Raw genomic sequence first — 24,536 nt, 5'->3', positions numbered from 1 at the left:
GCATCTGGAGGCGTTATGTTGCGAAGGGCGCCTCTTCGTGCCTTACGCCGGCCGGTCGCCGTAACACAGCTCGCTCGCCAGCAGCGCCGCCCCCACGACGCCCGCCCGCGGCCCGAGTTCCGACATCACGATCGGGAGGTTGCCGGTCGCCAGCGGCAGCGACCGTTTGTAGACCACGCTCCGGATCTCCGAGAGCAGGACGAACCCCAGCCCGGCCAGCCCGCCGCCGATCACGATCATCGACGGATTCATAAAGCTGACCAGGGTGGCGAGCACCTGTCCCACCCGGTGGCCGCCGTTGCGGATGAGCGCGATCGAGGCCGTGTCCCCGCCGGTGGCGCACTCGGCGACATCCTCGGCGGTCAGCACGCCCCGCTCGGCCAGCCGTACGGCCAGCGCGGCCGACTCCCCGGAGCGGGCGGCGGCCGTGGCGTCCCGCGCCAGCGCGGCCCCGCCGAAGTACGCCTCCAGACAGCCGGTGTTGCCGCAGGTGCAGAGCGGTCCGTCGGACTCGACTTGAATATGGCCGATATCGCCCGCGCAGCCCTCCGCGCCCCGGTAGATACGGCCGTGGTGCTGCATCCCGGAGCCGATCCCGCTGCCGATCTTGACGAAGAGGAGATGGTCGACGGTCCGGGCGACCCCGCTGTGCCGCTCGCCGAGCGCCATCACGTTGACGTCGTTGTCAACGACCACCGGACAGCCGTGCTCCCGGGCGAGGGTGTCCCGTACCGGATAGCGGTTCCAGCCGACCATGATGGGCGGCGACACGGGCACCCCGTCGCGGAAGCTCACCGGCCCCGGCAGTCCGATGCCGATCGCGTCCAGGCGCGTGTAGTGGCCCTGCGCGGCCAGTTTGTGGAGGATCTCGCTGACCCGGCCGAGCACGGCGACCGGGCCCGAGCGGATGTCGGCGGCCTCGGAGTAGGCCGCCACGGGCTCCAGGCCGCCGTCGGTGATCTCGATGTCCAGCGAGCTGGCGCCGAGATCGACGGCGGCGAACCGCAGTCCGGGATCCAGCTGTACGAGCGTGGAGCGGCGCCCGCCGCGCGAGGCCGCCGGACCCGCCTCCAGGACCTTGCCGGCGGCGACCATCCGGTCGAGTTCGGCCAGCAGCCGGGGGCGCGGGATCTCCAGCCGGTCCGACAGCTGGGCGCGGGACAGCGGGCCGTTGTCCCGCAGGAGGCTCAGGACACGGTACGGAACGCTCTCGGGCTCACGCACGGGATCACTCACGGGCTCACTCCTCGCTCCTGGAACGCCCGCTCGGTGACAGGCCCTTATGGTGCGACCGTACGCAACTTTCGTTCTCTCTTGCAAAAGTCTCGCGGTGAAAGTCCGGTAAGCGCTGTCCCGGCCACCACAGTGGCCGGGACAGCGCCTACTAGCCAGTACAGATCAGGACAGTGCCGCCTTCACGGCCCGGGCGTCGCGCGCCAGCGCGGTGCCCGCCGTCCGGTCCGGCACCAGCGCCGGATCGCCCGCGTACTCGGCGAACGAATCCAGCACCGCCTTGGCCTGACTGATCCGTCCGGCCTCGGCGTGGGCCCGTGCCTGGCCGAGCCGTACGGTCAGCCGCTGGAGGCCCTGCGCCGACACCAGATTGTCCGCGCGCAGCTTCGGCAGCAGCGCCTCGATGTCGTCGAAGGAGGCGCGGGTGGTGAACCGTACGGTCTTCACCGTGGTGTTCCCGGCCCGGTCGCGGGCCGTGACCGTGAGGTCATGGCCGCCCAGCGGCAGCTTCCACAGCTCCAGGGCCTGCCCGGAGGTGATCGCCGCCCCGTCCAGGGTGACGCTCGCGGTGGCGCCTCCGCTGACCGCGTCGGTGGCCGTGACCACCGGCGTGAGCCGCTTCGAGTCGCCGTACGTGGCGTCCGCGTCGACTCCGGTGACCGTCACGGCGGGGCCGCTCTTGTCGATCCGTACGGTCAGCGTCCCCGTCTCGGAGACATTGCCGCCGTTGTCCGTCGCCCGGTAGAGGACCGTGGTGGCGCCCTCCGCGGAGAGGGTGACGGCGCTGGTGGCCGACAGCCAGGTCGTACCGCCGTTGACCGAGTACTGGCGGCTGGCGACCGTACCGTTGTCGGTCGCGGTGACGCTCAGCGACACATTGCTGGTGTACCAGCCGTTGTCACCGTTGGGCCGCGGCGGGTTGAGCGTGGCGCTCACCTTCGGCGGTGTCTTGTCCGCGATCCCCGGACCCTGGAAGGTCAGGGAGTCGACGTCGATCCCGCCGGAGGTCGTCACGAACAGCTCACCGGTGCCCGAAGGCGCGTTGGTCAGCGGCGTGGTGACGGTCTGCCAGCCCGCACCGGCCGGTACGGAGACGGTGGCGAACGGCTCGGCGTCCGCCGCGTTCCAGCGCAGCGCCAGTGTGCCGGCGCCGCTCGCGCGGGTCTTCACCCCGGTGATACCGCTGAACGAGACCGGGTCGTACGCGATCCAGTCCCCGGCGTCGAAGGACGTCAGCTTCCGCTGCCCGGAGGCCGTGGAGTCGTCCGCGATGGTCACCCCGCGCGCCGAGTCGTAGTGCTCGGCCTCCATGAGCGCCGGGTTCAGCAGCACCTGGGCGTCACCGGTGGCCGGCGGCACCCCGTTCGCGCCCCGGTCGGTGTACGCGATACCGAGGACGCCGAAGACGTTCTCCGTCTCGCCGTGTCCGGCGTCCGGCGGGGTCACGATCCCGCCCGAGCAGCCGGTCCCGCTGTTGACCGGGTGGGCGTGCTCGTTGTGCCCGAGCCCGAAGGTCCAGGCGACCTTGGCGCAGTCGACGTTCCTGCCGTCCTCGACATCCTCGATGTCGACTCCGTAGGCGACCGCGTCACCCCAGTTGAAGAACCCGCCGTTGGGCGGTGAGGTGATCTCCACGACCGGCGCGGTGTTGCCCACCGTGATCTGCCGGCTCGACAGTCCCGTCTTGCCCTGCGGGTCGGTGACCTTCAGGCGCGCCTGGAACTGGCCGTTGTCCGGGTAGGTACGGGTGACCCGCGGACCGGTCGCGTCGAAGACGCCGTCCCCGTCGAGATCCCACTGATAGGTGAGTTCGCCGCCCTCCGGGTCGGAGGACCCGGTGCCGTCGAACGACACCGTCAGCGGCGCCTGTCCGGAGGTCACATCGGCCTTGATCAGCGCGGTGGGCGCCTTGTTGCCCTCGGCGTAGTCGATCCGGTAGAGGCCCGCGTCCGGGTTCTGCCGGAAGAAGCCGTCGCCGTAGTCGAGGACGTAGAGCGAGCCGTCGGGGCCGAACTCCAGGTCCATCGGGTTGTCCCAGGGCGGGATGCCGTTCTGGGCGCGCTCGCTGTTGGGGAGGAAGTTCTCCAGCTTGGTGACCGGCCCGTCGGGGCCTTCGAGCGTGAAGGCGGCCACGTAGTCCTGCGAGAACTCGCCGAAGAACGCCTTCTTGTCCCAGTACGCGGGGAACTTGCCCGGCGACGGGTTGTCCGGGTCGTAGTGGTAGACCGGCCCCGCCATCGGGGCCTGGCCGCCGGGTCCGCCCGGACCGCGGAAGGCGGTCAGCTCGGGCCACGGCTGGTCGGTGTCGCGGTCGCCGTACCAGAGGGTGGCCGGGGTGGACGGCGGCAGGACGGTCAGCCCGGTGTTCCAGCGCGAGTCGTTGACGGGCGCGTCGCAGTCGAAGGCAGGCCCGGGGGTGAGCGTCGCGAAGTCGAAGTCCCGGTAGGGGTGGCTGTTGTCGCCGGCGCAGTACGGCCAGCCGCCGTTGATGGGCTTCGTGGTGGTCTGCCACTCCACGTACCCCATGGGGCCGCGGTTCGGGTCTGCCGTACCCGCGTCGGGACCGTAGTCCCCCCACATCACCGCGCCGGTCTCCCGGTCGACGGTCATCCGGAACGGGTTGCGCAGGCCCATCACGAAGATCTCGGGCCGGGTCTTCGGCGTACCGGCCTCGAAGAGGTTGCCCTCCGGGACGGTGTAGCTGCCGTCCTCCTTGACGTTGATCCGGAGGATCTTGCCGCGCAGGTCGTTGGTGTTGCCGGCGCCGCGCCGCTCGTCGAGGCCCGGGTTGTAGGTGGGCGCGTCGTTGATCGGTGTGTAGCCGTTGACGTTGGGGCCCGAGGCGGGGGTGTTGCCGCCGGTGGAGAGGTACAGGTTCCCGTCGGCGTCGAAGTCGACGTCACCGGCGACATGGCAGCACTGGCCGCGGTTGGCGTCGATCCGGATGATCTCCTGCTTCGTGGACAGGTCCAGCTTGTCGCCGGTCCACTTGAAGCGGGCGAGCAGGTCGTACCCCTCCCAGCGCTTCCAGTACGCGTCGGTCTCGCCGGCGGGCAGCTGGAGCGGGGCCGATCCGGCCGGGGTGTCGAGCTTCGGCGAGTAGTAGAGATAGACCCACTTGTTGGTCTCGAAGTCCGGGTCCAGGGTGACGGTCTGGAGCCCGTTCTCCGAGTTCGCGTACACGTCGATGGTGTTGATGATCTTCGTGACGCCGGTGCCCGGGTCGGTCAGCCGCAGATCCCCGTTGCGCGCGGTGTGCAGCACCCGGCTGTCGGGCAGCACGGCGAGGTCGATGGGCTCGCCGGTGTCCTTGGTGAGGGTGACCTTCTCGTAGTTCGCCCAGTCCAGGGCGTGTTCATGGTTCGGGTGGGCCTGCGCGACGGGGGCGAGCGTGGTCAGGCCGAGGGCGGGCAGTGCGGTGAGAACGACACCGGCCACCAGCCGTCTGAGTCTGCTTCTCACGGATGGATTCACGTTCACGTTCACGGAATGCGTCTCCTTCGTCGCGCGGTCAGGCGAGCAGAGTCTTCAGCGCCCCGTAGCTGCGCTCGGCGGCACCGAGCGAACCCGGCGGGTTGGGCAGCGCGTTGGGCGCGGTGTCCTGCTCCCAGATGCCGATGTGCTCCACGCGCGGGCCGATGTCCCGGATGAACCGCTCGTACGGCAGATTGCCGGCGCCGAACTCGACGATGTCGTAGCCGTTCGAGTTCGCCGGGTTGGACGCCCCGTTCTTCATGTGGAACAGCGGGTAGCGGTAGGGCTGGTTGCGTACGTACGTGGCCGGTTCGAAGCCGGGGTAGAGGTGCTTGCCGACGAAGGCCCAGTACACGTCCAGTTCGAGATAGACATGGCGGGGGTCGGTGTTCTTGAGGAAGACGTCGTAGAGCCGTACGGACGGCTGGTCCTGGGCGAAGGCGAACTCGCCCGCGTGGTTGTGCTGGTAGAGCTTGAGCCCGCGCGCGGTGGCCGCCGCGCCCCAGACGTTGAACTCGTCGGCGGCGGCGCGGTAGCCCGCGACGGTGTTGACGTTGGAGGGCGCGTTGGCGGTGCCGATGTGCGGCATGCCCAGGATCTGGGCGGCGTCCAGCTCCGCCTGGAGGTTGGTGCGCAGATTGCCGATGCCGACATGGCTGCCGACGGCGCGCAGCCCGTTGTCGTCGAGGAGCTTCTTGATCTCGGGGAGGGTGATCTGCCGGCCCAGGATGGAGGTGCTCTGGGTGTAGCCGGCGAACTCGATCTCCCGGTAGCCGATCCGGGCCAGCTCGGGCAGGACGACGCCGAAGCCGAGCGCGCTGACCTTGTCGCGGATGCTGTAGAGCTGGATGCCGAGGCGGTCCTTGGGGATGGGGACACCGCTGGCGGCGGAGGCGGAGGTGGCGGCGGCGACTCCGGTGACGGAGGCGGCGGCGAGCGCCACGGTCGTGCCGGCGGTGGCGCGGAGGAAGTCCCTGCGGTCGAAGGACTTGTGCAGATGGCCCACGGTCACTCCTGAGGAATGCGGTACGAAGACATGCGGGGGCGGTGGGGGAGGCGGCCCTGATACGGGCTGGGGTGGGGCGAAGGGCGAGCCGGCGCGGCGGCGCGAAGGGCCGCGGGCACGGCGGTGCGGGACTCTCCCGGCGACGGGGGGCGGGGCCTGGGAGAGGGCCAGTGCGCAGGGCACTGGGCGGGCCGGGACGCGGCCGGGTGCGGAACTCGGCTGCGCGCGGCTCCGGTTGAGCCGGGATTCGTTCGACCCCGGACTCGGCTGTGCTCAGGCTCAGTTGAGCTTGGACTTGCCGGCGGCGCGCGCGTCGGCACGGGCCTCGGCGGTGCGCTTCGCGGCCTTGGCCTCCAGCTTGCTCGCGTTGTCGCGGGCGGCGGTCTTGGTGGTACGGGGCTGGGCCGCGATCGAGAACTTGGAGGCGGCGGCGGCCGTGTTGGTCGTCGTACCGCGCACCCGGGCGAGGTCGCCGATCTTCAGCGTGGGGGTGTTGCCGGTGGCGGTGAGGTTGCCGCGGACGATGGTGTTGTCCAGGACGGTGTTGGCGGTGTTGCCGGTGACGGTGAGGTCGCCGCCCAGGTACGTGGCGCCGCGGCAGGTGCCGAGCAGTCCGGTGCCGCCGAGCTGGAGGGTGTCCGCGTTGTTCTTGTATACGGTGCTCCCCTGCACCTCGCTCTCGCACAGCACACCGCCGAGGGTGCTGTCGCTGACGGTCAGCGCGCCCTTGATGGTGGTGTCGTAGACGTCGGTGTACTGGGTCTTCTCGCCGGTGAGCGCCCCGCTGACGGTGCTTCCGGAGACATACAGCTCGCCCGCCTCGGCCTTGACCGAGCTGCCGAGCGCCGAGTCGACGGCGTAGATGAAGCCCTTCTGGGTGAGGACGGCGCCCTTGACGGTGGAGTCCTCCAGGTGCGCGCCGAAGGCGGACTTGGTGGTGAGCGTGCCCTTGACGGTGGTGTCGGTGAGGTCGAGGTAGGCGTTCGACGCGACCTCGACCGAGCTGTTGAACGTCGCGCCGGCGGCGACGAGGTCGGCGCCCGCCTCGACGGTGACGCTGCCCTTGACCTTGGTGCCGGTCAGCGTGCAGGACTTGCCGGCCGGTATGACGAGATCGCCGTTGACGGTGACGGCGCCGCCCTCTCCCACGCAGACGGTGTAGAGCGCGGCCTGGGCGGACCCGGCGAGGGCGACGAGCCCGCCGGAGGCGACGAGGGTCGCCATGGACGTGGTGGCGATGAAGGTACGGATCTTCATAACGCTTCCCTTCCTGCTGCGGTCACGACCGCGCGGGATACGCGGTCGTCGGTCCGGATGAAAACGCGCAACGCCTGGAACGGGCAGGGACGGAGACCGCCCGACCGTGGGGGGAGACGTACAAAGACGTGTCTGACGTGTCTGGCGTGTGTCTGGCGTGTGGAACGTGCGCGTCGGGCCTGCTGGGCCTGGTGGGCCGGTTGTGCCGGTAGGTGTTACCGCGCCGAAACACTCTGCTGGTTGGCCGAGACACTAGGGGGCCGCGTGGGGCCTGTCCAGAGGTTCGGAACGAATCTCCGGAACTTTCTCATGATCCGTCAAAAGATGAGTGACATGACTCAAAAGCCGGTACGCGGGGCATCGGGCGCGCGAAAACGACGGGTGCCCCGGCTGTCGCGCAGCCGGGGCACCCGCCGGGGAGGGACGGTTACGCGGTCGGATCAGCCGCAGGGCCGGATGTAGTAGACGGGCGTCCAGGACGCCGTGCCGGTGGCCTTCGCGGTGCTCGTCCAGCGCTGGCTGCCGTCGGAGTTGTAGAAGCGCGCCACGGTGCCGCTGGTCTGGTTGTTGTTGAAGGTGCCGTCGCCGATACCGCTGAAGCTGTAGTAGCCACAGGTGTAGTACTCGTACCGGGTGCCGCGGCCGTCGATGATGCACAGATAGCCGCTGGCACAGGACGGCGCCGCCTCGGGAGCCGCGAGGTCACGGGCCTGGTCCTGCCCCGGAACCGCGAACGTCGCACTGCCCCCGTCGAACGCGATCCTGTTGGCCGACACCTGCCGCGCGCCCGCCTGCCGCGCCAGCGTCGCGTCGACGTCCGCCTGGAGCCGCGCCGACTGCTGCCCACTCAGGCCGGCGTCAAGCGCCTGCGCCGCGTACCCGGCCTGCCCGGCCGAGGACGCCGCCGAGGCGCTGGTGGTGACCACCGGAACGGCGACAAGCGCCGCGGCCGCGGTCAGTACCGCCAGAAGTTTGCGGAATGACATGGTTGTTCCCCCTGCTCTTTGCTGTGTGCTTCCCGTTCACCAGCGCTCATTTCGCGCCGTCCGCGGGGCCGGACCGCTGGTCGATGGCGGACCGTCCTCAGGTGCGGATCTCCATCGTGTCGGACGGCTACATCCGGAAAAAGGAGGAATTCAGCCGCCACGAAAGAGTGAACCGCCTGCCTCTCCAACCCCACTGTCCGCACACACCTCACCTGTTCCCACCCGCATAGGGCGGCGCCCCAGCGGGGAGGCCCCTCAACGCAGTTGGTTGCTCAGGCGAACAACTCCCGTGAGCATGGCGTGAATCAGGACGTCGGTTGGGGAAGGTGCCGGACTTCCCGGGGCCCGGTCCGTTCCCGGCCCCGACGAAGGTGTCAGCGCGCAGTGAGCGCGCAAAGGAGCCGGTTATACGATGCGGGCACTGCCACGACCGACAACGGGGGTTGTACCAGTGGGATTCGATGAGGAATGGGCCGGACTGCATACCGCGGCGGCCGAGCGGAGTTCCGGTTCCATGAGGCTGAACCGGCTGGCCGAGGACGGCCCGGTTCCGTCTCCGTCCCCGGGGCAGGCACCGAGCGCTGGACCCGGCGGCGGGCCGAAGCTCGCGTCGACTCCGGCCGAGAAGAACGCCGCGGCCGGAGTCATCGAGAGCGACCTGCTGCCCAGCACCAAGAAGGCGGGCGACCACGCGGACGAGGCCACCACCGCCGCCGCCGGTTCGCTCAGCGGATGGGTGACCGCGACCGCGCTGAAGAAGACGCTGACCACCTGGGACGGGCAGGTGAAGATGCTCCTGGGGCGCCTGGGAGCGGAGCGCGACGGTCTGCGGAACACCGTCACCATCCTGTCGGGAGTCGACACGGGCCGCCGTGACGTCATCAACGGCATCAAGACCCCCTCGGTGTTCGACAGCTACCGGTGAGCCTCGGCAGGCCACCGCACGAGCACGACACCGCACGACACCGAAAAGCCCGGGGGAAAAGAGCATGCTGACGTATCACGACGTGATGACGGCCGATTTCGGGAAGCTGTCCACCGCCGCCGACAAATGGAAGTCGATGGTGGCCGAATTCGCGAAGGTGGAGAAGCGTTACCGGGACAGCGTCCAGAAAATAACGCTCGGTGACAGCTGGCAGGGTGAGAGCTGGAACGCGGCCAGCATGAAATTCGCCGCCACCAGGTACGAGTACCAGGCCGCCCAGACCCAGGCCGAAGCCACGGCGACACTGCTGGAGAACGCGCACGCCCAGTTCGTCGCATTGAAGAGCCAGTTGGAGACCGCGCGCGCCGACGCGATCAAGGCGGGCATGCGGGTCTCCGAACAGGGCCATGTCGCCTTCGACTTCGAGAAGGCCGACGAGGGCACGCGGAACGCCGTCCGCCACGACCCGGACTACGCCAGGAGCGTCCGGGAGAGTGAGCAGTCCTGGACCGACTACATCACCTCCTGCGTCAAGGCTGTCGACGACGCCGACGCCGATCTCCAGAAGGACCTCGCCGCTGTCGTCAAGGACAGCGGCGGAGCCAAGGACGACGCCACGGCGGGCGGCTTCAACGGCAACGCCGACAGTGTCGTGAAGGCGGACGACCAGCGGAAGCAGGAGCGCACGGAGCTGTCCGCGCTGGCGATGCGGGACAACGAGACCCTGAACGAGTATGTGGCGCGCCTCCAGAAGGAGGGCGTGGAGAAGATAACCGGCAGCCAGCGGCTCGCGGAGCTTTTCGCCCAGGTCCAGAAGGGCACGATGACCGCCGCCGCCTTCTCCGCCGCGCTCGGCGGGACCGCGGGCAGTGGATTCAAACTGTTCAAGTACCTCAAGGGCAAGGACATGACCGCGCCCGGTACCTTCCTCGCCAACTTCGTCAACACCCGTATGGGCACGGCCGCGCCCGGATCGCTGCTGGCCAGGGTGCCACCCGGTCTGGTCGGCGCCCTCTCCGGGTCGGACGAAGCGGCCATGTTCGGTGGGTACATGCGCAACGGCGCCTTCTTCATGCCGTCGGCGACGGAGGCCAACCTCGTCAAGGTCGCGCAGAACGGCGGTCTCGCGAACGCCGCCAAGGCCGCCGGCTGGATGCGGGGCGCGGGGGTCGTCGGCGGTGTCGCGGCGACCGCCTACGGCGTGGCGAACCTGGCCACGTACGACACGGACATGATCAAGGCCAATCCGTCGAAGTTCGCCAGCGAGCTGAGCGGGACGGCGTTCAGCGCGTCGATGACCGCGATGGCCGTGGCGCCCAATCCGGTCACGGCCGGCCTGGCGATCGGCACGGGGGTGGTGTACGCGGGCTGTCTGATCTGGGACAACCACGAGGCCATCGGTGACGGGATCGAGAAGGCCGGGGAGTGGGTGGGGGACACGGCCTCGGATATCGGGGACGGTATCGCGAGCGGGGCGAAGAAGCTGGGCAGCGCTCTCAACCCGTTCGACTAGTGAGGCCGTCGGCGAGGCTGCCAGTCAGGTCGCCAGTGAGACCGTTCGGCCAGTGAGGGAGAGACGACATGCACACCACCATCAGCCCGTTCACACTCGCGTTCACGAAGGAGAAACAGCCTTCCGGGCGGCCGGTGTTCGGCCGGCAGGGCACTTCCCCGGAGTTCGGGGACATCCGGGTGGCGTACCCGACCGGCCGGGGCGCGTCGAGCGCCGTCGCCACGGAGGTGCGCGGTGGCCGGATCCCCACGGCTGTGTTCGAGACGCGTGGCGTGCACAAGGACGTCGTGGTGATGCCGACGCTGAACGGCTCGACCCTGCGGGTGGACGGCGGGCACGTACGGATGAGCCGGAACCGGTGGGCGCTGACACACCGGGGGCGCTCCCTGCGCCTGACGTATCTGGGCGACGCCTATCGGCTCACCGCGATCAACCGCCGGGCCTACAAGCTGTCCCGGCAGCCCGACGGCGAGGACCCCGGAGTCGTCATCACGGTGCGCCAGTCGGGCCGCGGCAGCGGCCGGAAGGTGACCGTCCAGGCGGCGGGCAGGGCCCTGCCCGCCGATATCTCTCTCGCGGCTCTCTTCTCCGGGGTCGACCGCTCCGTCCTCACGCGGCGCGGCGCCGTACGGGCGGGGTTTTCGAGGATCTTCAACTTCTGGGCCGAGACCCAGTCCTGAGCGACTACCAGGTGAGTGTGTATGCCTTCGTTTGATATTTCCCGGTCCCGTTTCCGGCTGGCCGACGAGCATCTGATCGTGCTCTCCGAGCTGGCGACAGGGGGCGAGGCGCCCGACGAGTTCACGGCGGCCCGGAGGGAGCTGGCGGACTGCGGTCTGATCGACGCGGACGGAAAGCTGTCCGCTCTGCTGCTGCCGGTGATGAAGACGGTCCTCACCCCGGGGGTGGTCATCTCGCTGGAGGTCGCCGGCCGGCAGGGCGCGCTGCGGCACGGGATGCTCATCGGTGAGGAACACGTCGTCGCCCACGAGGCGTGGCCGGGCGAGACCGAGGCCGAGTACTCCTGTGTCGAGCCGAAGATGCTGGTCTGGAAGCTCGCCGACATGGTGAACCTCCAGCGGTCCTCGGCCGGGCGGCCGACGGCGGGGCGTTTCCCGGACGGGCGGGCCACGGATCTCACCGTCGTCGAGACGACCGTCCGCACGGCCGAGGCGGGGCTCGCGGCCCTGGAGGGCGAGTGGCTCGTACGCTCCGCCGCCGAGGAGCGCGAGGCGATCCACCGGGCCCTCGCGGCGGCCGGCGGCCCCGGCGAAGCGGAACTGGAGCTCCTCGCCGGGCTGATCTCCGGGCTGCTGTCGAGCTGGCGCCTGACGTCCGCCTGGCAGACCGGGTACGAGGGCCGGGACGGCGCCGAGACGCGCGGCTTCGCCGTCTGGGACTGCGGTTCCCTCGGCTACTGGCTGCGGGAACTGCCCACCGAACCGGTACCCGCGGAGCGCATCGCCCCGGCGAGCGCTTTCCGGCTCGTCCGCGTGGACGCCAAGACCATCTGGACGCGGATCACGGAACTTCTGCCGGACGACGGTGAGCTTCGGGCGGCTGCGGCGCGCTGACTCGTCTTTCGTGAACGGTACGCCGGTTCGGCGGTGAGCGGGGAGACCGGTGGTGTCCTACTTGGTGAACCGGGCGTTCCCCCATGCGGCTCGTGTAGACGCGTTTACCGGGTCGGAGCCTCACTTGGTCACCTCGATGATGATCGTCAAGCGGCGCGTCGGTGAATCCTGAATTCACCGGCGTTGCGTCGCTCTCCATTGGGAAGAAGACGGCCGATCCGAGGTAACGCTGTTGCCGTATGGTTGCTGCTGCATTTCCACGCTTCCGGTCCATTTCCAGTTGCCCATTTGATCGAGCTGGAGGGCTTCGCCCTGCGGGCCGAGGGGGCGAAGGGCCGGTGGCCCTGTGGGCCGTGGCGGGGCGTCGGGGGTGCGGGGATCATCCCCGGCGGCCCGAAGTCGGGTGATGCGTATGTGAAGTCCCCTTCGATCGGTAATCGCGGATCATTGTTGGACGTAATTCGATCGGAATTTGTCATTCGTGGATGAAGGGGATGGGGGTACGGAATGATGCGGAGGAGCATGTACACACAATTCTCACGGTCTCACGGGGGCGAATGTGCTGGCTGAGTCGATGATGGCGTTAGCGGCGGCCGGGGGCGGAGCGATCGTCCAGGCGGCCGGTACGGACGCGTGGGCGACCGTACGGGAGCGGATCGCGCGCCTGGTCGGGCGCGGTGACGCCGAGCGGCAGCGGGCGGAGCTGACCCGGCTCGACCAGACCTCCGCCGACCTGAGCGCGCTCCCCGGCAGGGACCCCGAGGCGGACGCGGAGGCCGAGCACCGCCGGGTGCGCTGGGAAAGCGTGTGGCAGACGCGCCTGGAGCTGCTGCTGGAGGCGCTCGCCCAGGACGACCGGCACCGCGCCGCGGCGGAACTGGAGGCGGTGGTCGGCCTCGTACGGTCGGCGGTGCCCGCCGGGCGGACGCAGACGGCGGGGGCGGGCGGCCTGGTCGTGGGCGGAGACCTGTCCGTTGAGGCCGAGGGCGGATCCGTGGCCGGAGGTGTCGTACGGGTGGAAGGAGGTGTCCATCTTGCGGCCCCTTTTCCGGGGAGCCGCACAGGGGACACCTCGCGAGATCAACCCTGAGAGCTTCGACGGGACTCTCCCCGGTACCTTCCCCGTTGCCTTCCTCCGGACCGGCGTCGGCCACCGGCCCGCCGGGCCCGCGCCCCACTCCGTCGGTTCCGGCGCAAGTGATCGCGCGGGACGGTTCGATAGCGGCCGGCGAGCTGCATCTGTGGCAGCCGGTCCCGGGCGTGATGCCGCCCGGCGACGCGTGGATGGTCGGCCTGGCACCGCCGTTCGGGAAGCGCGATCCCGCCCGTCCACTCCGTGGACGGGACGATCTGATCCGCACCCTGATGCCGCGGCGCCGGAAGCGCGGCGACGGACGTGTGCATGTCCTGCACGGCATGAGCGGCTGCGGCAAGACCCAGATCGCCCTGGAACTCGCCGGACGGCTGAAGTCGCGGACCGGGCGGCGGCCCGCACCGCAGATCTGGTGGGTGGAAGGCCAGCACGTCGCCGCCTTCGAAGCGGGAATGCGGACCCTCGCGCGGCGAATGGGGCTGAAGCGGGGCGAGGTCACGAGCGACGGCGCCGCGGACATGCTGTGGGAGCGGCTCGACCGGGCGACGTACGACTGGCTGCTGGTCGTCGACAAGGCGGAGGACCTCGCGCTGCTCGACGGTCCCGGCCGGCTGGTCTCCGGAACGGGGTGGATCCGTCCGCACACCAGCCGCCGCGGCCTCGTGGTGGTGACCACCTGCCACGGGATGGAGCAGCAGTGGGGCGCGGTGGCGGTCCTGCACGCGGTGGGCCGGGTCCCCGCCGACGACGGCGCCCAGGTGCTCCTGGACTACACCGGCGATCGGGCGGGTTCCCGGGAGGAGGCCCGATCGCTCTCCGAGCGGCTCGGCGGACACCCCCTGGCGCTGCGGATGGCGGGCAGTCTGCTCGCGGAGGTGGCCGGGACCCCGGGCGCGCTCAGGGACGCGAGCAGGCCGTCCGACTTCTCCTCGTACCGGCAGGCATTGAATACCCGCGCCGCGGATATGAATCATCTGAAGGATGTGGTGGGTCCGTGGCGGATATCGGTGAATCATCTGAGCCAAGCGGGTTTCGCCCATGCCGCCGGATTGCTCAACACGATGTCGACCCTGGTCGACGCGCCGATCCCGTATACGTTGCTGCTGCGCCCGTCGGTGCTGTCGTCGGCCGTCCCCGCGTTCGAGGATGTCGACGGGACGACGCTCTGGCAGACGTTGCGCGCGCTCAAAGCGCTGGGAATGGTGGATGTCCTTGAAGAGTCCGACGACCACACGGGGGTGCCCTGCGTGAGCCTTCATCCGCTCATCCGGGATATCGCCCGGGCCGGAATCGAGGACGGTACGGCGGTCGCGCTGATGGAACAGGCGCTGACGCTGGACGAGGTGCGCGTACCACCGGAGAATCCGCGCTCCTGGCCCACCTGGCAGGCCCTCGCGCCGCACGCCCTCGATCTGCTGCGGCACGCCGGCCCGGGGGGACTGGACCTGGACGTGGGACAGCAGACGGTGTGCGTGGACGCCGCGGAGCTGGCCGCGCGCTATCTCCAGGCCCAAGGCCACTTCGGCCGGGCCCGGCAGGAGCTGGAACGGGTGCTGGCCGTCCGGACGGAGCTGCTGGGCGCCAACCACCGGGACACCGTCAACACCATGCACAACCTCGCCACCGCTCTCTACGACCTGGGTGAGGAGAGCGCCGCGGAGGCCCTGTACCGGCGGGCGTGGGAATCCTGGCGCGAGGCCCGGGACGAGACACATCCGTACGCCCTGACGGTCCGGCACGAACTGGGCCGGCTCCTCTTCGAGGGCGGCCGGCCCGACGAGGCCGAGGAGCATCTCGGCGCGGTGCTGGCGGCGCACGGCCCCGACGGCGCGGAGGATCTGGAGGCACTGGCGACCCGGCACCTGCTGGCCCGGGTGCACCAGGGGCGAGGTGAGCTGGACCAGGCCCGTCAGGAGTACGAGGCGCTGATGGAGATCTACCGCAGGCTGGTGGGCGACGCCGACCAGCGGACCGTCCAGGTACGCCAGAACCATGCCTGCCTCCTGTACGACATGGGCGATATGGAGGAGGCGCTCCCCGAGTGCCAGGAGGTGCTCGAAGCCCGGCGCGCGCTGTACGGCCCCGGCCATCCGCGGACGCTGGCCACGGCCCATCTGCTGGCGCTGATCCTGTACGCGCTGAACCGGGTGGACGAGGCCGTGAGCCTGTTACGGGACGTGCGCGACCGCAGCTGTCAGCTGCTCGGCGCCGGTCATCCGGACAGCCTGCGCTATGCCGGAGCCCTTGAGCAGGTGGGCCGCGCCGCGGGGCGCGAGGGCTGACGGCGCCGCCGGTCAGGGTGCCTGATCGGCCGGGGCGGTGTCCGCGGTGTCCGTGGTGGACGCGGCGGATGTCCGTACGGTGTGCCGGGCAGCCGCGGCGAGGATGCGTACGGTACTGACCGTACGGGTCGCGCCGGCCTCCCGCAGCATCCGGGCCTGGCGCGAGGTGGCGGCCACCCCCACGAACGGGATCCCGGCCGACTGGGCGGCCTGCGCGTCCGCGACCGACTCGCCCAGGAGCACCACCTTGGAGCGGTCGCTTCGCAACGCTTCCGCGGCCAGTGTCAGTCCGTGGGGGTGGGGCTTCATCAGGCGGGGATCGCCCGGCCTGCCGAACACCGCGATATGCGACCCGAGCAGGGGGTCGAGCCGCTCCAGGAAGGCTTCGACGGCGGTCGAGGCATGGTCGGTGACCACCGCCAGCCGCCAGTTGCCCGCCACGAGGGTATGCAGCAACTGGCTTATTCCGGGCAGGGGTTCCGCGCTCCTCGCGGCCTCCGTCTCGTATCCGGCGAGTAACCGGTCGAGATGGCGGATCGGATCGGAGGATCCCTGACGCCCCAGGATCCGCAGGAGTTTCACCGGATCGCTGGGGATCTGGTGCTCCAGGGAGAGCTGCCGGGACCGGGCGAACTGGATCAGATGCTGTGATACGGGCCCGGGATTCCGCCCGAAAACCCGGCAGAGCAAGCCGTCGAAGCTCAGCAGCAGCGCGTCCGCGTCCGCGAAGAGGTCTTCGAGGTCGGTGCCGCGCGTGTGCCCGGCCACCTCCGCCTCGCGCACGCGGAGATAGGGCCGTGCCTCCGGATACACGGCGTCGTACCAAGGGCGGTACAGGGCGCAGTGCTTGGCGCCCTCCTCGGAGATACGGAACTCAAGCGCGTCCCGGTTGTCCGGGGCCGTACGCCTCGACACGAGATGGGCCGGCATGTCGTACGGCTGGTCCTCCGGCTGGTCCCCCGGCTGGTCTCTCGTCGAAGGGAGGTGCTCGGCGGGCAGCCACGGCCGCGAGGGGGGAAGCCGGTCCAGCAGCGCGAGCGTGAACCAGAGTTCGCCGGGCAGTGCGCAGCGGAAGAAGGCGTCCATGCGGTGCGGCAGTGCGGTGACGATCCGTTCGATGCGCCGCTCCTCCGCCTCCGCCGCGCCGCGGCCGGCCGTCTGCTCGTCGGCGGAGGAACCGAAGTCGGCGCTCGCGCGGAAACCGGCCAGCCGCCGGCGCATCGCCCGGATCCGGACGAGTTCATGGCCGATGACACGTGCCACGGTCCCGGCCGGCCGGTGATGGACGACCGCGAGGGCGCGCACGGCGCGGTCGTCCTGCCCGGGAAGGTCGGGACATCCGGGGCGCACATACTCCTCGACCAGGCTCCGGAGGGGTTCTCGGGCGCCTTGGAGCCGTGTGGCCAGACCCGGCGCTCTGCGCAGGTGATGCTCCAGATCGGCGACGGAGATGTCCAGCGCCGCCGCCACGCGGGCCGGGAGTCCGGGATCCCGGGCGGGGATGATGCCCTCGTTCTCCATCCGGCGGTAGCTCCTGGACGACATGCCGAGCGTGGCGCCGACGTCGCTCGCGCGCAGCCCCTTGGCCCGGCGTAACTCGGCGAGGGGCCACCTGCTTCTGTCGTCGAGATCGGACAGCTCCAGCGGATCGACGCCGAGCGCGTCCGCCAGCGCGCGGATGCGCCCGGGCTCCGGACGTACGCGGCCCTGTTCGTACGCGTCGATCTGCTCGCTGCTGGTCCCCACCCGGCGCGCGAGTTCCGCGGTGCTCAAGCCCCGGTCTCCGGGACCGTTGGCCGTGCGTGCGCGGGCGAGTTTCCGGCCGGAAAAATTCACCGCCAAGCCCCTTGGCATCGCTCCCCCGATCGCCATGGTCCGTTTTAGGGGCACGCGGACGTACGGAAGGTGCCGTGCGGAGCCCGCGAGTCCCTCGGAAAGTCGAGCACATCTCGATTTAAGGGGCGGAGTCGTATGCTCAACCGCCCTTGAGAGGTGGATAGTTGAATGTCCCACTGAGCAACACCGGGCCGGAGGCCAATCCGGCACGGTGCTCGCTCTGTGGGGTTGGGTTCCGGTATCCCTGTGGCCTGGCTGGACGGGGGGATAACGGGGTGGGCGGGAACAGCTGTTTTTCCAGCATGTTCGTGCCTATTTGGGCGGTTTGGTCGGCTTGCTCGGGTTTTCTGGCTTCGGCGGAGATTTGATATCTCCTGGGCCTTGATCTCCGGCTTCCCGGCCTCGTGGTTTGTTGCCCACCAACCCCCCTTTCCGGGGTGAGACGTGAACATGTAACGCGACGCCCCGGGGAGGGGGCTCCTGTGTGCCGGTGCGGATGTCAACCCGCCTGGCCCGTTTCCCGGTGGCTTCTTCGCCCGTAGGCGCGGCGTCGGACGCCTTTTGGTGCCCGGTCGGTCAACAGTGTGCCCGGAAACTAATCAGTGCTCATAAGTTCGTTAGCTATCCGCTCACATCGTCGCACGAGTGCTCACGCTGCTCAAATGCCTGCCTCGTCACGGTCGTCCCCCGTGCCCGTACCGCTCCGAGGCATGACCGATCATGTTGTCGTACGGGTGCCGGGCGGACCGGTGGCGGGTCCGGCGGCCGGCCGGCGGCGGGCCCCATGGCGGAGATGGGTGCGCGGCCGGGCGGGTGCTTACGCGATCGCTACGTCCGGCGCGCTAAGGTCCGTGACCTGTGACAGTCGCCCTCCCTTCGGGAGGGCCCGTGCACGCGCGTAGAAAAGCGCCCCCGGCAGGACTCGAACCTGCGGCCAAGTGCTTAGAAGGCACCTGCTCTATCCACTGAGCTACGGGGGCCGGTGTGTGTGACGACCTCGGTGGCGCGGAGCGCGACGCTGGACTCCGTGACCTTTGCCGGGTCAAGGATAGGGCTCCGATCACCCTGCCCCGGCTGCTTCGCGTGCGTGGCACGTTGTGGAGGTTCAGTGAAGCGAACCGATAGTCGCAGGTAGGTGCGGATTGCGCATCGCTTTTCGCCTCGCACGCCCCGGGTGTTGTGCACTCGTTATGCCTGCGCCCCACTCGTCCCGTCTGTCCCGAAGCGTGACCGGCGCGCAGAGAGGGCTATACGCTTCAAAAAGGCGCCAAAATTGGGCATTCTTCGCATGTGGTGACCTTGGATGTACGGCCCCAGCTGATCGACGCACTCTCCGCACTGCGCGACCGTGTCGCCGCCGTGCGTCTTCCCCTGCCGCTCGCGGGTGCGCCGCGGGCCCGGCAGACCCGGGCCGAACTGCTGGCGCAGCTGGACGACTATCTGCTGCCCCGGCTCCGCGACCCCGAGGCACCGCTGCTCGTCGTGGTGGGCGGTTCCACCGGCGCCGGTAAGTCCACGCTGGTCAACTCCCTTGTGGGACGGCGGGTCAGTGAGGCGGGGGTGCTGCGCCCCACCACCCGCACCCCGGTACTGGTCTGCCACCCCGACGACCACCACTGGTTCGCCGGCATGCGCGTCCTGCCGGACCTCACCCGCGTCTGGCTGCCGCACCAGGAGGAGGACCGCGGGGCCGTCGACCGCGGTACGGGCGGCTACGGCGGGGCCGGCTACGGCGCGGACGACGACGAGGCCGACGACGAGGAGGCGGGCGGCGAGGGGGCGCCGCCGGAGCGGAACACCCTCCGGATCGAGACCGCCGCGACCCTGCCCCGGGGCCTCGCGCTCCTCGACGCGCCGGACATCGACTCGCTCGTCGTGGACAACCGGCTGCTCGCCGCCGAGTTGATCTGCGCGGCGGACGTATGGGTGATGGTCACGACCGCCTCGCGCTACGCCGACGCCGTGCCGTGGCATCTGCTCCGTACCGCCAAGGAGTACGACGCGTCCCTGGTGACCGTCCTCGACCGGGTGCCCCACCAGGTGCTCGAAGAGGTCTCGCGGCAGTACGCGGCGCTGCTCACCCGGGCCGGACTCGGCGACGTACCCCGCTTCACCATCCCCGAGCTGCCCGAATCGGCGGGCGCCGGGCGCGGGCTGCTGCCCACCACCGCCATCGCGCCGCTGCTCGCCTGGCTCGCCCACCGGGTACGGGATCCGGCGGCCCGTCAGCAGGCCCTGGTGCGCACGGCGGCGGGGGTGGTCGACTCGCTGAACGTACGGATGCCGGAACTGGCCGGCGCGGTCGCCGCCCAGTACGCCGCCGCCGTACGGCTGACCGGCGCGGTGGAGGACGCGTACACGGCCGAGGGCGAGCGGGTACGCGGCCAGCTCCGGCGCGGCGCGGTGCTCGCCGGGGACGCGCGGACCAGATGGCGCGGCCACCCCCGGGACAGCACCGCGCGCGAGCTGCTCGACTCGCTGGCGGAGAGCTTCGGCGCGCTGCTCCAGTGCGCGGTGGCCGCCGCCGACGAGCGGGTCGAGGAGGCGTGGCGGCGCGAACCGGCCGCCGGGGCGCTGCCCGTACCGGCTCCGGACGGGGAGGCGGCGGAGCGGGTCGGGATGGCCGTACGCCGCTGGCGCCGTGTCCTGGAGGAGCTGGCCGAGGAGGAGGTCCGGCAGCTCGAACGCGGCGCCGCCCCCGACGCCGAGACGGTGGCCGCGCTGCTCGCCGCTGCCCTGCTCGGCGGCCGGCGGGCGCGCGAGGCGGGCGAGCGGCTCGCGGAGCGGGTCGGGGCGCAGAGCGCGCTGCGGCTGCGCGACCGGGGCGGCGAGCTGGTGACGACATACATCGACCGCGTCCTGCACGGGGAGCGCGACCGGCGCCTGGCTCCCCTGGACGCCCTTGAGGTGAGCCCGGAACCGCAGGCCGAGTTGATCGCGGCGCTGTCCCTGTTGCAGAAGGAGAGGTGACCGAGATGGCCGATACGGCTGAATCGCCGACCGACGCCGCTGAAACCGCTGAAACCGCTGAAACCGAAGCCCTTGAAGCTCCTGAAGCCGCTGAAGCAGTTAAAGCCGCTGGAGCTGCTGGAGCTGCTGGAGCCGCTGGGGCCGTCAAGGGCGCGGAGGCGGCCGGCGCGGCCAAGCGGCCCGACGGCTGGGACGACGGCTTCATCGCCCGCCGCGCCACCGACAAGGCCGCCGAGAAGGCCGCCCTGGCGACCTTGGACGCCCTGGAGGCCCTGGAGACCCTGGAGGGGCCGGCCGCCGCCCCGGCGGACGTCCCCGACGGGGAGAGCGGCGCGCACACCCCCATCGGCGGCGCGTACGGAGGCCGGCTGCGGATCCGGCTCGACGCGCTCGGCGAGCTGGTGGGGCTCTCCCGTACCCGCGTCGACGCCGCCGTGCTCGCCGAGGCGGGACGGGTGCTGGACGAGGCGTCCGCCCGGCAGCGGCTCTCCGCGCGGCACACCGTCGTCGCCATCGCGGGCGCGACGGGCAGCGGCAAGTCCACGCTCTTCAACGCCCTCGCCGAGGTGCCGATCTCGGAGACGGGCCTGCGCCGGCCCACCACCTCCGCCCCCATCGCCTGCATGTGGTCGGACGGCGCGGCCGGACTGCTCGACCGGCTCGCGATCCCCGGGCGGCTGCGGCGCCGGCCGCTGGCGGGCGGGGACGGCGACGAGGAGCTGGCGGGGCTCGTCCTGGTGGACCTCCCCGACCACGACTCGGCAGTCGTCCGCCACCGCGAGCAGGTGGACCGGGTGCTCGCGCTGGTGGACGCCGTCATCTGGGTCGTCGACCCGGAGAAGTACGCGGACGCCGCGCTGCACGAGCGCTATCTGCGCCCGCTGGCCGGGCACGCGGAGGTCACGTTCGTCGTGCTCAACCAGATCGACCGGCTGCCCGGCGAGGCCGCCGACCTGGTGCTGGACGATCTGCGCCGGCTGCTGGACGACGACGGGATGGCCCTCGGCGAACACGGTGAGCCCGGCGCCACGGTCCTGGGGCTCTCCGCGCTCACCGGCCAGGGCGTGGGCGAGCTGCGCGAACTGCTCGGCCGCTTCGTACAGGGCCGCGACGCGGCGGCCCGGCGGCTCTCGGCCGATGTGGACGGAGCGGCCCGGCGGCTGCGGTCCGCGTATGTCGCCGAGGGGCGCGCCGGACTCGGCGAACGCGCGCGTGACCGCTTCGCGGACCGGCTGGCCTGGGCGGTCGGCGCGGTGGCCGCCGGTGAGGCGGCGGAGCGCGAGTGGCGCAGGAACGCCGGGCGCGCGTGCGGGACGCCGTGGCTGCGGCTGTGGCGCTGGTACGAGAGCAAGCGCGTCCCCGGCTGCGAGCCGCCGCGGCTCCCGGCCGTCGTCGAGGAGGAGCTGACGGCGCGCCAGCGCGTCGAGCAGGCCGTACGGACGGTGGTGGAGGAGGCGTCTGCCGGGCTGCCCGCGCCGTGGGCGCACTCCGTGCGCGAGGCCGCCGTGAAGGGCGCGGCGGGGCTGCCCGAGGCGCTCGACGAGCTCGCGGTGGCGGCGGCGCCCAGCGGCCGGCCGCCGCGCCCGGCCTGGTGGCCCGCGGCCGTACTGGCGCAGGCGTCCATGACGCTCCTCCAGATCTTCGGCGCGCTGTGGCTGGTGGGCCAGATCGTGGGTGTGGTGGAGCCGCGGCTGCTGCCGCCGGTGCTGGTGATGGTGGCGGGGATCGTGGGCGGTCCGTTCGTGGAGTGGGCCTGCGGGGCCGCCGCCCGGGGGCCCGCGCGGCGGTACGGGCAGGACGCCGAGCGCCGGCTGCGCGAGGCGGCGGCGGGCTGCGGCCGGGCGCGGGTGCTGGATCCGATCTCGGCGGAGCTGATGCGCTACCGGGAGGTGCGCGAGCAGTACGTGACGGTGTCCCGTACGTGATGGTGTCCGGTACGTGATGGTGTCCCGTACGTGACGGTGCCGTACGTAACGGCGTCGCGCGCGATCGGGTGAGCGGGATATCCACAACCGGCGGGAAATCCACAGGCGCCGGCACATTCTTTCCGTCCGGTCCAGCATGGTCGGGGATCGGCCAATGCGGTGGGACGGGAGGCACGGAAATGAACGACACCATGGTGACGGTGGTGGGGAATGTCGCTACAGGGGTGGAATTCCGGGAGTCGGCGGCGGGCGGAGTGGCGCGATTCCGATTCGCGGTGCCGGCGCGCCGCTGGGACCGGCGCGGTGGCGGCTGGGTCGACGGCCCGACGAGCTTCTACACGGTGTGGGCGCGGCGGGCGCTGGGGGCGAATCTGGCGGCCTCGGTCGCGGTCGGCGAGCCGCTGGTGGTGCGGGGGCGGCTGCGGGTCCGGGAGGAGGAGAAGGACGGCCGGCGGTGGACCTCGGCGGAGATCGACGCGGTCGCGGCCGGTCACGATCTGACCCGGGGGACCGCCGCGTTCAGACGGCTGACCTGGAAGGCACCGGTTCTGACGGAGGGTCACGGAGGTACGACACAGGGCCAGCCGGAGGCCCGGGCGGCGACGGTGATCGCCGGGAGCGGGACCCTCGGTGAGGCGCTCGGGACACCCCGTGACACGGCCCCGACAGCCGCTCCCTGAGCGGGAGTTGTGGAGACTTGTCGATATTGAGGTGGCTCCTGCATGGGTGTGCGGGGTGATCGATAACGATTCCGATTCGGAACGGTTGTCAAGGCATACGGTCGGCGATCCGCGCTTCTTTCCGTCCATAGGATTCGCGAGTACTCACGGGCCACTCGCGAGTACTCACGGGGCACTTGAGTCTGCAGGCGAGGCACACCCCCCACGCGTTCGCACGCGAGCGACCTCGCCCGAAGGGGAATTCTGTGTTTTCTTCGATATCCGCGTCATCCGTACGGATGCGTGGCGCCGCCCGGCTCGCCGCCGCGGTTCTTGTCCCGGGTCTGGTGGCGGCGCTCTCGCTGTCCGGCGCCGGATCCGCCGCGGCCGACGAGGCGCCGAGGCACCGGGGCGGTGCCGTCGCGACCCTCGACGGACTGAAGACCTACGACACCGCGGTCCTGCGTGTGAACGGCGAGGACCAGCGGCTGCCCGCCGGGCTGTTCGAGATGACCGTCGACGGCGGGGGCAGACTCAAGACGTACTGCGTCGACATCCACAACCCGACACAGGACCAGGCCACCTACCTGGAGACCCCCTGGGACCAGACCTCGCTGGGCGCCAACAAGAACGCCGGCCGGATCCGCTGGATCCTCGATCACTCCTACCCGCGGATCGACGACCTCGCGGCGCTCGCCAAGAGCGCGGGCAGCGGGCCGCTCACCGAGAAGACCGCCGCGGCCGGCACCCAGGTGGCCATCTGGCGGTACTCGGACGGCGCGGACGTCGACGCGGCCGACGCGGCGGCCGGGAAGCTCGCCGACTGGCTGGAGAAGAGCGCCAAGGACTCCGCCGAGCCCAAGGCGTCCCTCACCCTGGAGCCCAGCGCGGTCTCCGGCAGGGCCGGCGAGCCGATCGGGCCCGTCACGGTCCGTACGGACGCCACGGGCGTCACGGTGACGCCGCCCGCCGACGCCGCCGCCAGCGGTATCCGGATCACCGACAAGGACGGCGCCCCGGTCACCACCGCCGTCGACGGCACGGAGCTGTACTTCGACGTGCCGACGGACAGCGCGGACGGCAGCGCCGCGTTCGGCGTGGAGGCCACCACCTCGGTGCCGGTCGGCCGCGTCTTCGCCGGGGCGACCAAGAGCCAGACACAGATCCTCGCCGGCTCCAGCGACTCGACCGTCTCCGCGACGGCGACCGCCAACTGGGCCGCGGAGGGCGCGATACCCGCCGTCACCGCCGAGAAGAACTGCGCCGAGGGCGGCGTCGACGTCACGGCGGCCAACCAGGGCGACGCGCCGTTCACCTTCGAACTCGCCGGGGCGGAGCACACCGTCGCGCCCGGTGAGAGCACGACCGTCACGGTCCCGGTCGTCGAGGACGAGGCGTACGAGATCACCGTCACCGGCACCGGCGGCTTCTCCCGTACCTTCACCGGCGTACTGGACTGCCTGACCGCCGGCGCCCCGGAGCCCGCGAACGAGCCCGAGACCAAGCAGGCGTCCTCGCAGCCCCTCCCGGCCTCGGCCGGCGGCTCCTCCACGGGCGGCACGGCAGGCGCGGGCATCGTCACGGGCGCCGGCACCGGCGGCGGCGCCCTCTCCGGCGACCTCGCCGAGACGGGCTCCTCCAGCGCCACCCCGGTCATCGCGGGCGTCGCGATCGCCCTCGTCGTCCTCGGCGGCGGCGCGGTCTTCTTCCTACGGAAGAAGAAGGAATCAGCAGGAACGCAGACCGGAACACCGACCGACGGTGAGTGACCGATCGCGCTGAGCGATACACCGCAGGCGGGGC

General features: G+C 70.9%; 16 protein-coding genes and 1 tRNA gene. 10 read left to right on the top strand and 7 right to left on the bottom strand.

From position 1 onward, the window contains the following. Window positions 1-42 precede the first annotated feature (42 nt). The 5 genes from DVK44_RS09525 to DVK44_RS09505 all read right to left on the bottom strand — a co-directional run bounded on the left by DVK44_RS09525 (window position 43) and on the right by DVK44_RS09505 (window position 7,956). Window positions 43-1,236, bottom strand: coding sequence for an ROK family transcriptional regulator (locus DVK44_RS09525; protein ID WP_228447061.1), 1,194 nt, complete (start codon window positions 1,234-1,236; stop codon window positions 43-45). Window positions 1,237-1,398: 162 nt separating this feature from the next. Then, entirely contained in the window at window positions 1,399-4,695 is a 3,297-nt protein-coding gene (locus tag DVK44_RS09520; protein WP_228447060.1) for a PQQ-dependent sugar dehydrogenase, read from the bottom strand. Window positions 4,696-4,744: 49 nt separating this feature from the next. Then, complete coding sequence (locus DVK44_RS09515) at window positions 4,745-5,713, bottom strand: sugar phosphate isomerase/epimerase family protein (protein WP_114659262.1); 969 nt, start codon at window positions 5,711-5,713, stop codon at window positions 4,745-4,747. A gap of 279 nt (window positions 5,714-5,992) precedes the next feature. Next, window positions 5,993-6,970, bottom strand: a complete 978-nt coding sequence (locus tag DVK44_RS09510; protein WP_114659261.1) for a hypothetical protein — start codon at window positions 6,968-6,970, stop codon at window positions 5,993-5,995. 440 nt (window positions 6,971-7,410) lie between these two features. Beyond that, window positions 7,411-7,956, bottom strand: coding sequence for a hypothetical protein (locus tag DVK44_RS09505; RefSeq protein ID WP_114659260.1), 546 nt, complete (start codon window positions 7,954-7,956; stop codon window positions 7,411-7,413). Window positions 7,957-8,470: 514 nt separating this feature from the next. On the opposite strand from DVK44_RS09505, the gene DVK44_RS09500 reads away from it, so the two are divergent. From DVK44_RS09500 to DVK44_RS09475, 6 genes are all read left to right on the top strand, one after another. Further along, on the top strand, window positions 8,471-8,881 hold the full coding sequence (locus DVK44_RS09500; RefSeq protein ID WP_114659259.1) for a hypothetical protein: 411 nt from the start codon (window positions 8,471-8,473) through the stop codon (window positions 8,879-8,881). Window positions 8,882-8,945: 64 nt separating this feature from the next. Further along, window positions 8,946-10,394, top strand: coding sequence for a hypothetical protein (locus DVK44_RS09495; protein WP_114659258.1), 1,449 nt, complete (start codon window positions 8,946-8,948; stop codon window positions 10,392-10,394). A gap of 68 nt (window positions 10,395-10,462) precedes the next feature. Beyond that, complete coding sequence (locus DVK44_RS09490; RefSeq protein ID WP_114659257.1) at window positions 10,463-11,074, top strand: hypothetical protein; 612 nt, start codon at window positions 10,463-10,465, stop codon at window positions 11,072-11,074. 21 nt (window positions 11,075-11,095) lie between these two features. Beyond that, complete coding sequence (locus DVK44_RS09485; protein ID WP_114659256.1) at window positions 11,096-11,968, top strand: histidine kinase; 873 nt, start codon at window positions 11,096-11,098, stop codon at window positions 11,966-11,968. Between the two features lie 559 nt (window positions 11,969-12,527). After that, window positions 12,528-13,058 (top strand): hypothetical protein, encoded by a 531-nt coding sequence (locus DVK44_RS09480; RefSeq protein WP_114659255.1) that lies wholly within the window; start codon window positions 12,528-12,530, stop codon window positions 13,056-13,058. 107 nt (window positions 13,059-13,165) lie between these two features. Next, window positions 13,166-15,343, top strand: coding sequence for a tetratricopeptide repeat protein (locus DVK44_RS09475; RefSeq protein ID WP_114659254.1), 2,178 nt, complete (start codon window positions 13,166-13,168; stop codon window positions 15,341-15,343). A gap of 12 nt (window positions 15,344-15,355) precedes the next feature. On the opposite strand, the gene DVK44_RS09470 is transcribed toward DVK44_RS09475, so the two are convergent. Together DVK44_RS09470 and DVK44_RS09465 are read right to left on the bottom strand one after the other, a co-directional pair. Then, window positions 15,356-17,197 (bottom strand): helix-turn-helix domain-containing protein, encoded by a 1,842-nt coding sequence (locus tag DVK44_RS09470; protein ID WP_114659253.1) that lies wholly within the window; start codon window positions 17,195-17,197, stop codon window positions 15,356-15,358. Window positions 17,198-18,086: 889 nt separating this feature from the next. Further along, window positions 18,087-18,159: transfer RNA gene (locus DVK44_RS09465), tRNA-Arg, on the bottom strand. 319 nt (window positions 18,160-18,478) lie between these two features. On the opposite strand from DVK44_RS09465, the gene DVK44_RS09460 reads away from it, so the two are divergent. From DVK44_RS09460 to DVK44_RS09445, 4 genes are all read left to right on the top strand, one after another. Then, window positions 18,479-20,149 carry a dynamin family protein gene (locus tag DVK44_RS09460; RefSeq protein ID WP_114659252.1) on the top strand — a complete coding sequence of 557 codons (1,671 nt, stop codon included), beginning with the start codon at window positions 18,479-18,481 and terminating at the stop codon, window positions 20,147-20,149. Between the two features lie 5 nt (window positions 20,150-20,154). Beyond that, entirely contained in the window at window positions 20,155-22,074 is a 1,920-nt protein-coding gene (locus DVK44_RS09455; protein ID WP_114665021.1) for a YfjP family GTPase, read from the top strand. Between the two features lie 179 nt (window positions 22,075-22,253). Beyond that, the gene (locus DVK44_RS09450) at window positions 22,254-22,754 is read left to right on the top strand and encodes a single-stranded DNA-binding protein (protein WP_114659251.1); all 501 of its coding nucleotides are present in this window, start codon (window positions 22,254-22,256) and stop codon (window positions 22,752-22,754) included. 245 nt (window positions 22,755-22,999) lie between these two features. Next, on the top strand, window positions 23,000-24,502 hold the full coding sequence (locus DVK44_RS09445; RefSeq protein WP_408055303.1) for an LAETG motif-containing sortase-dependent surface protein: 1,503 nt from the start codon (window positions 23,000-23,002) through the stop codon (window positions 24,500-24,502). The last annotated feature ends 34 nt before the right edge of the window (window positions 24,503-24,536 follow it).

The sequence above is a fragment of the Streptomyces paludis genome, assembly GCF_003344965.1.
In the GTDB taxonomy this organism is placed as follows: Bacteria; Actinomycetota; Actinomycetes; order Streptomycetales; family Streptomycetaceae; genus Streptomyces; species Streptomyces paludis.
Note: the sequence above shows the minus strand (reverse complement) of the source record. Positions and strands in the feature narration are given on the sequence as shown.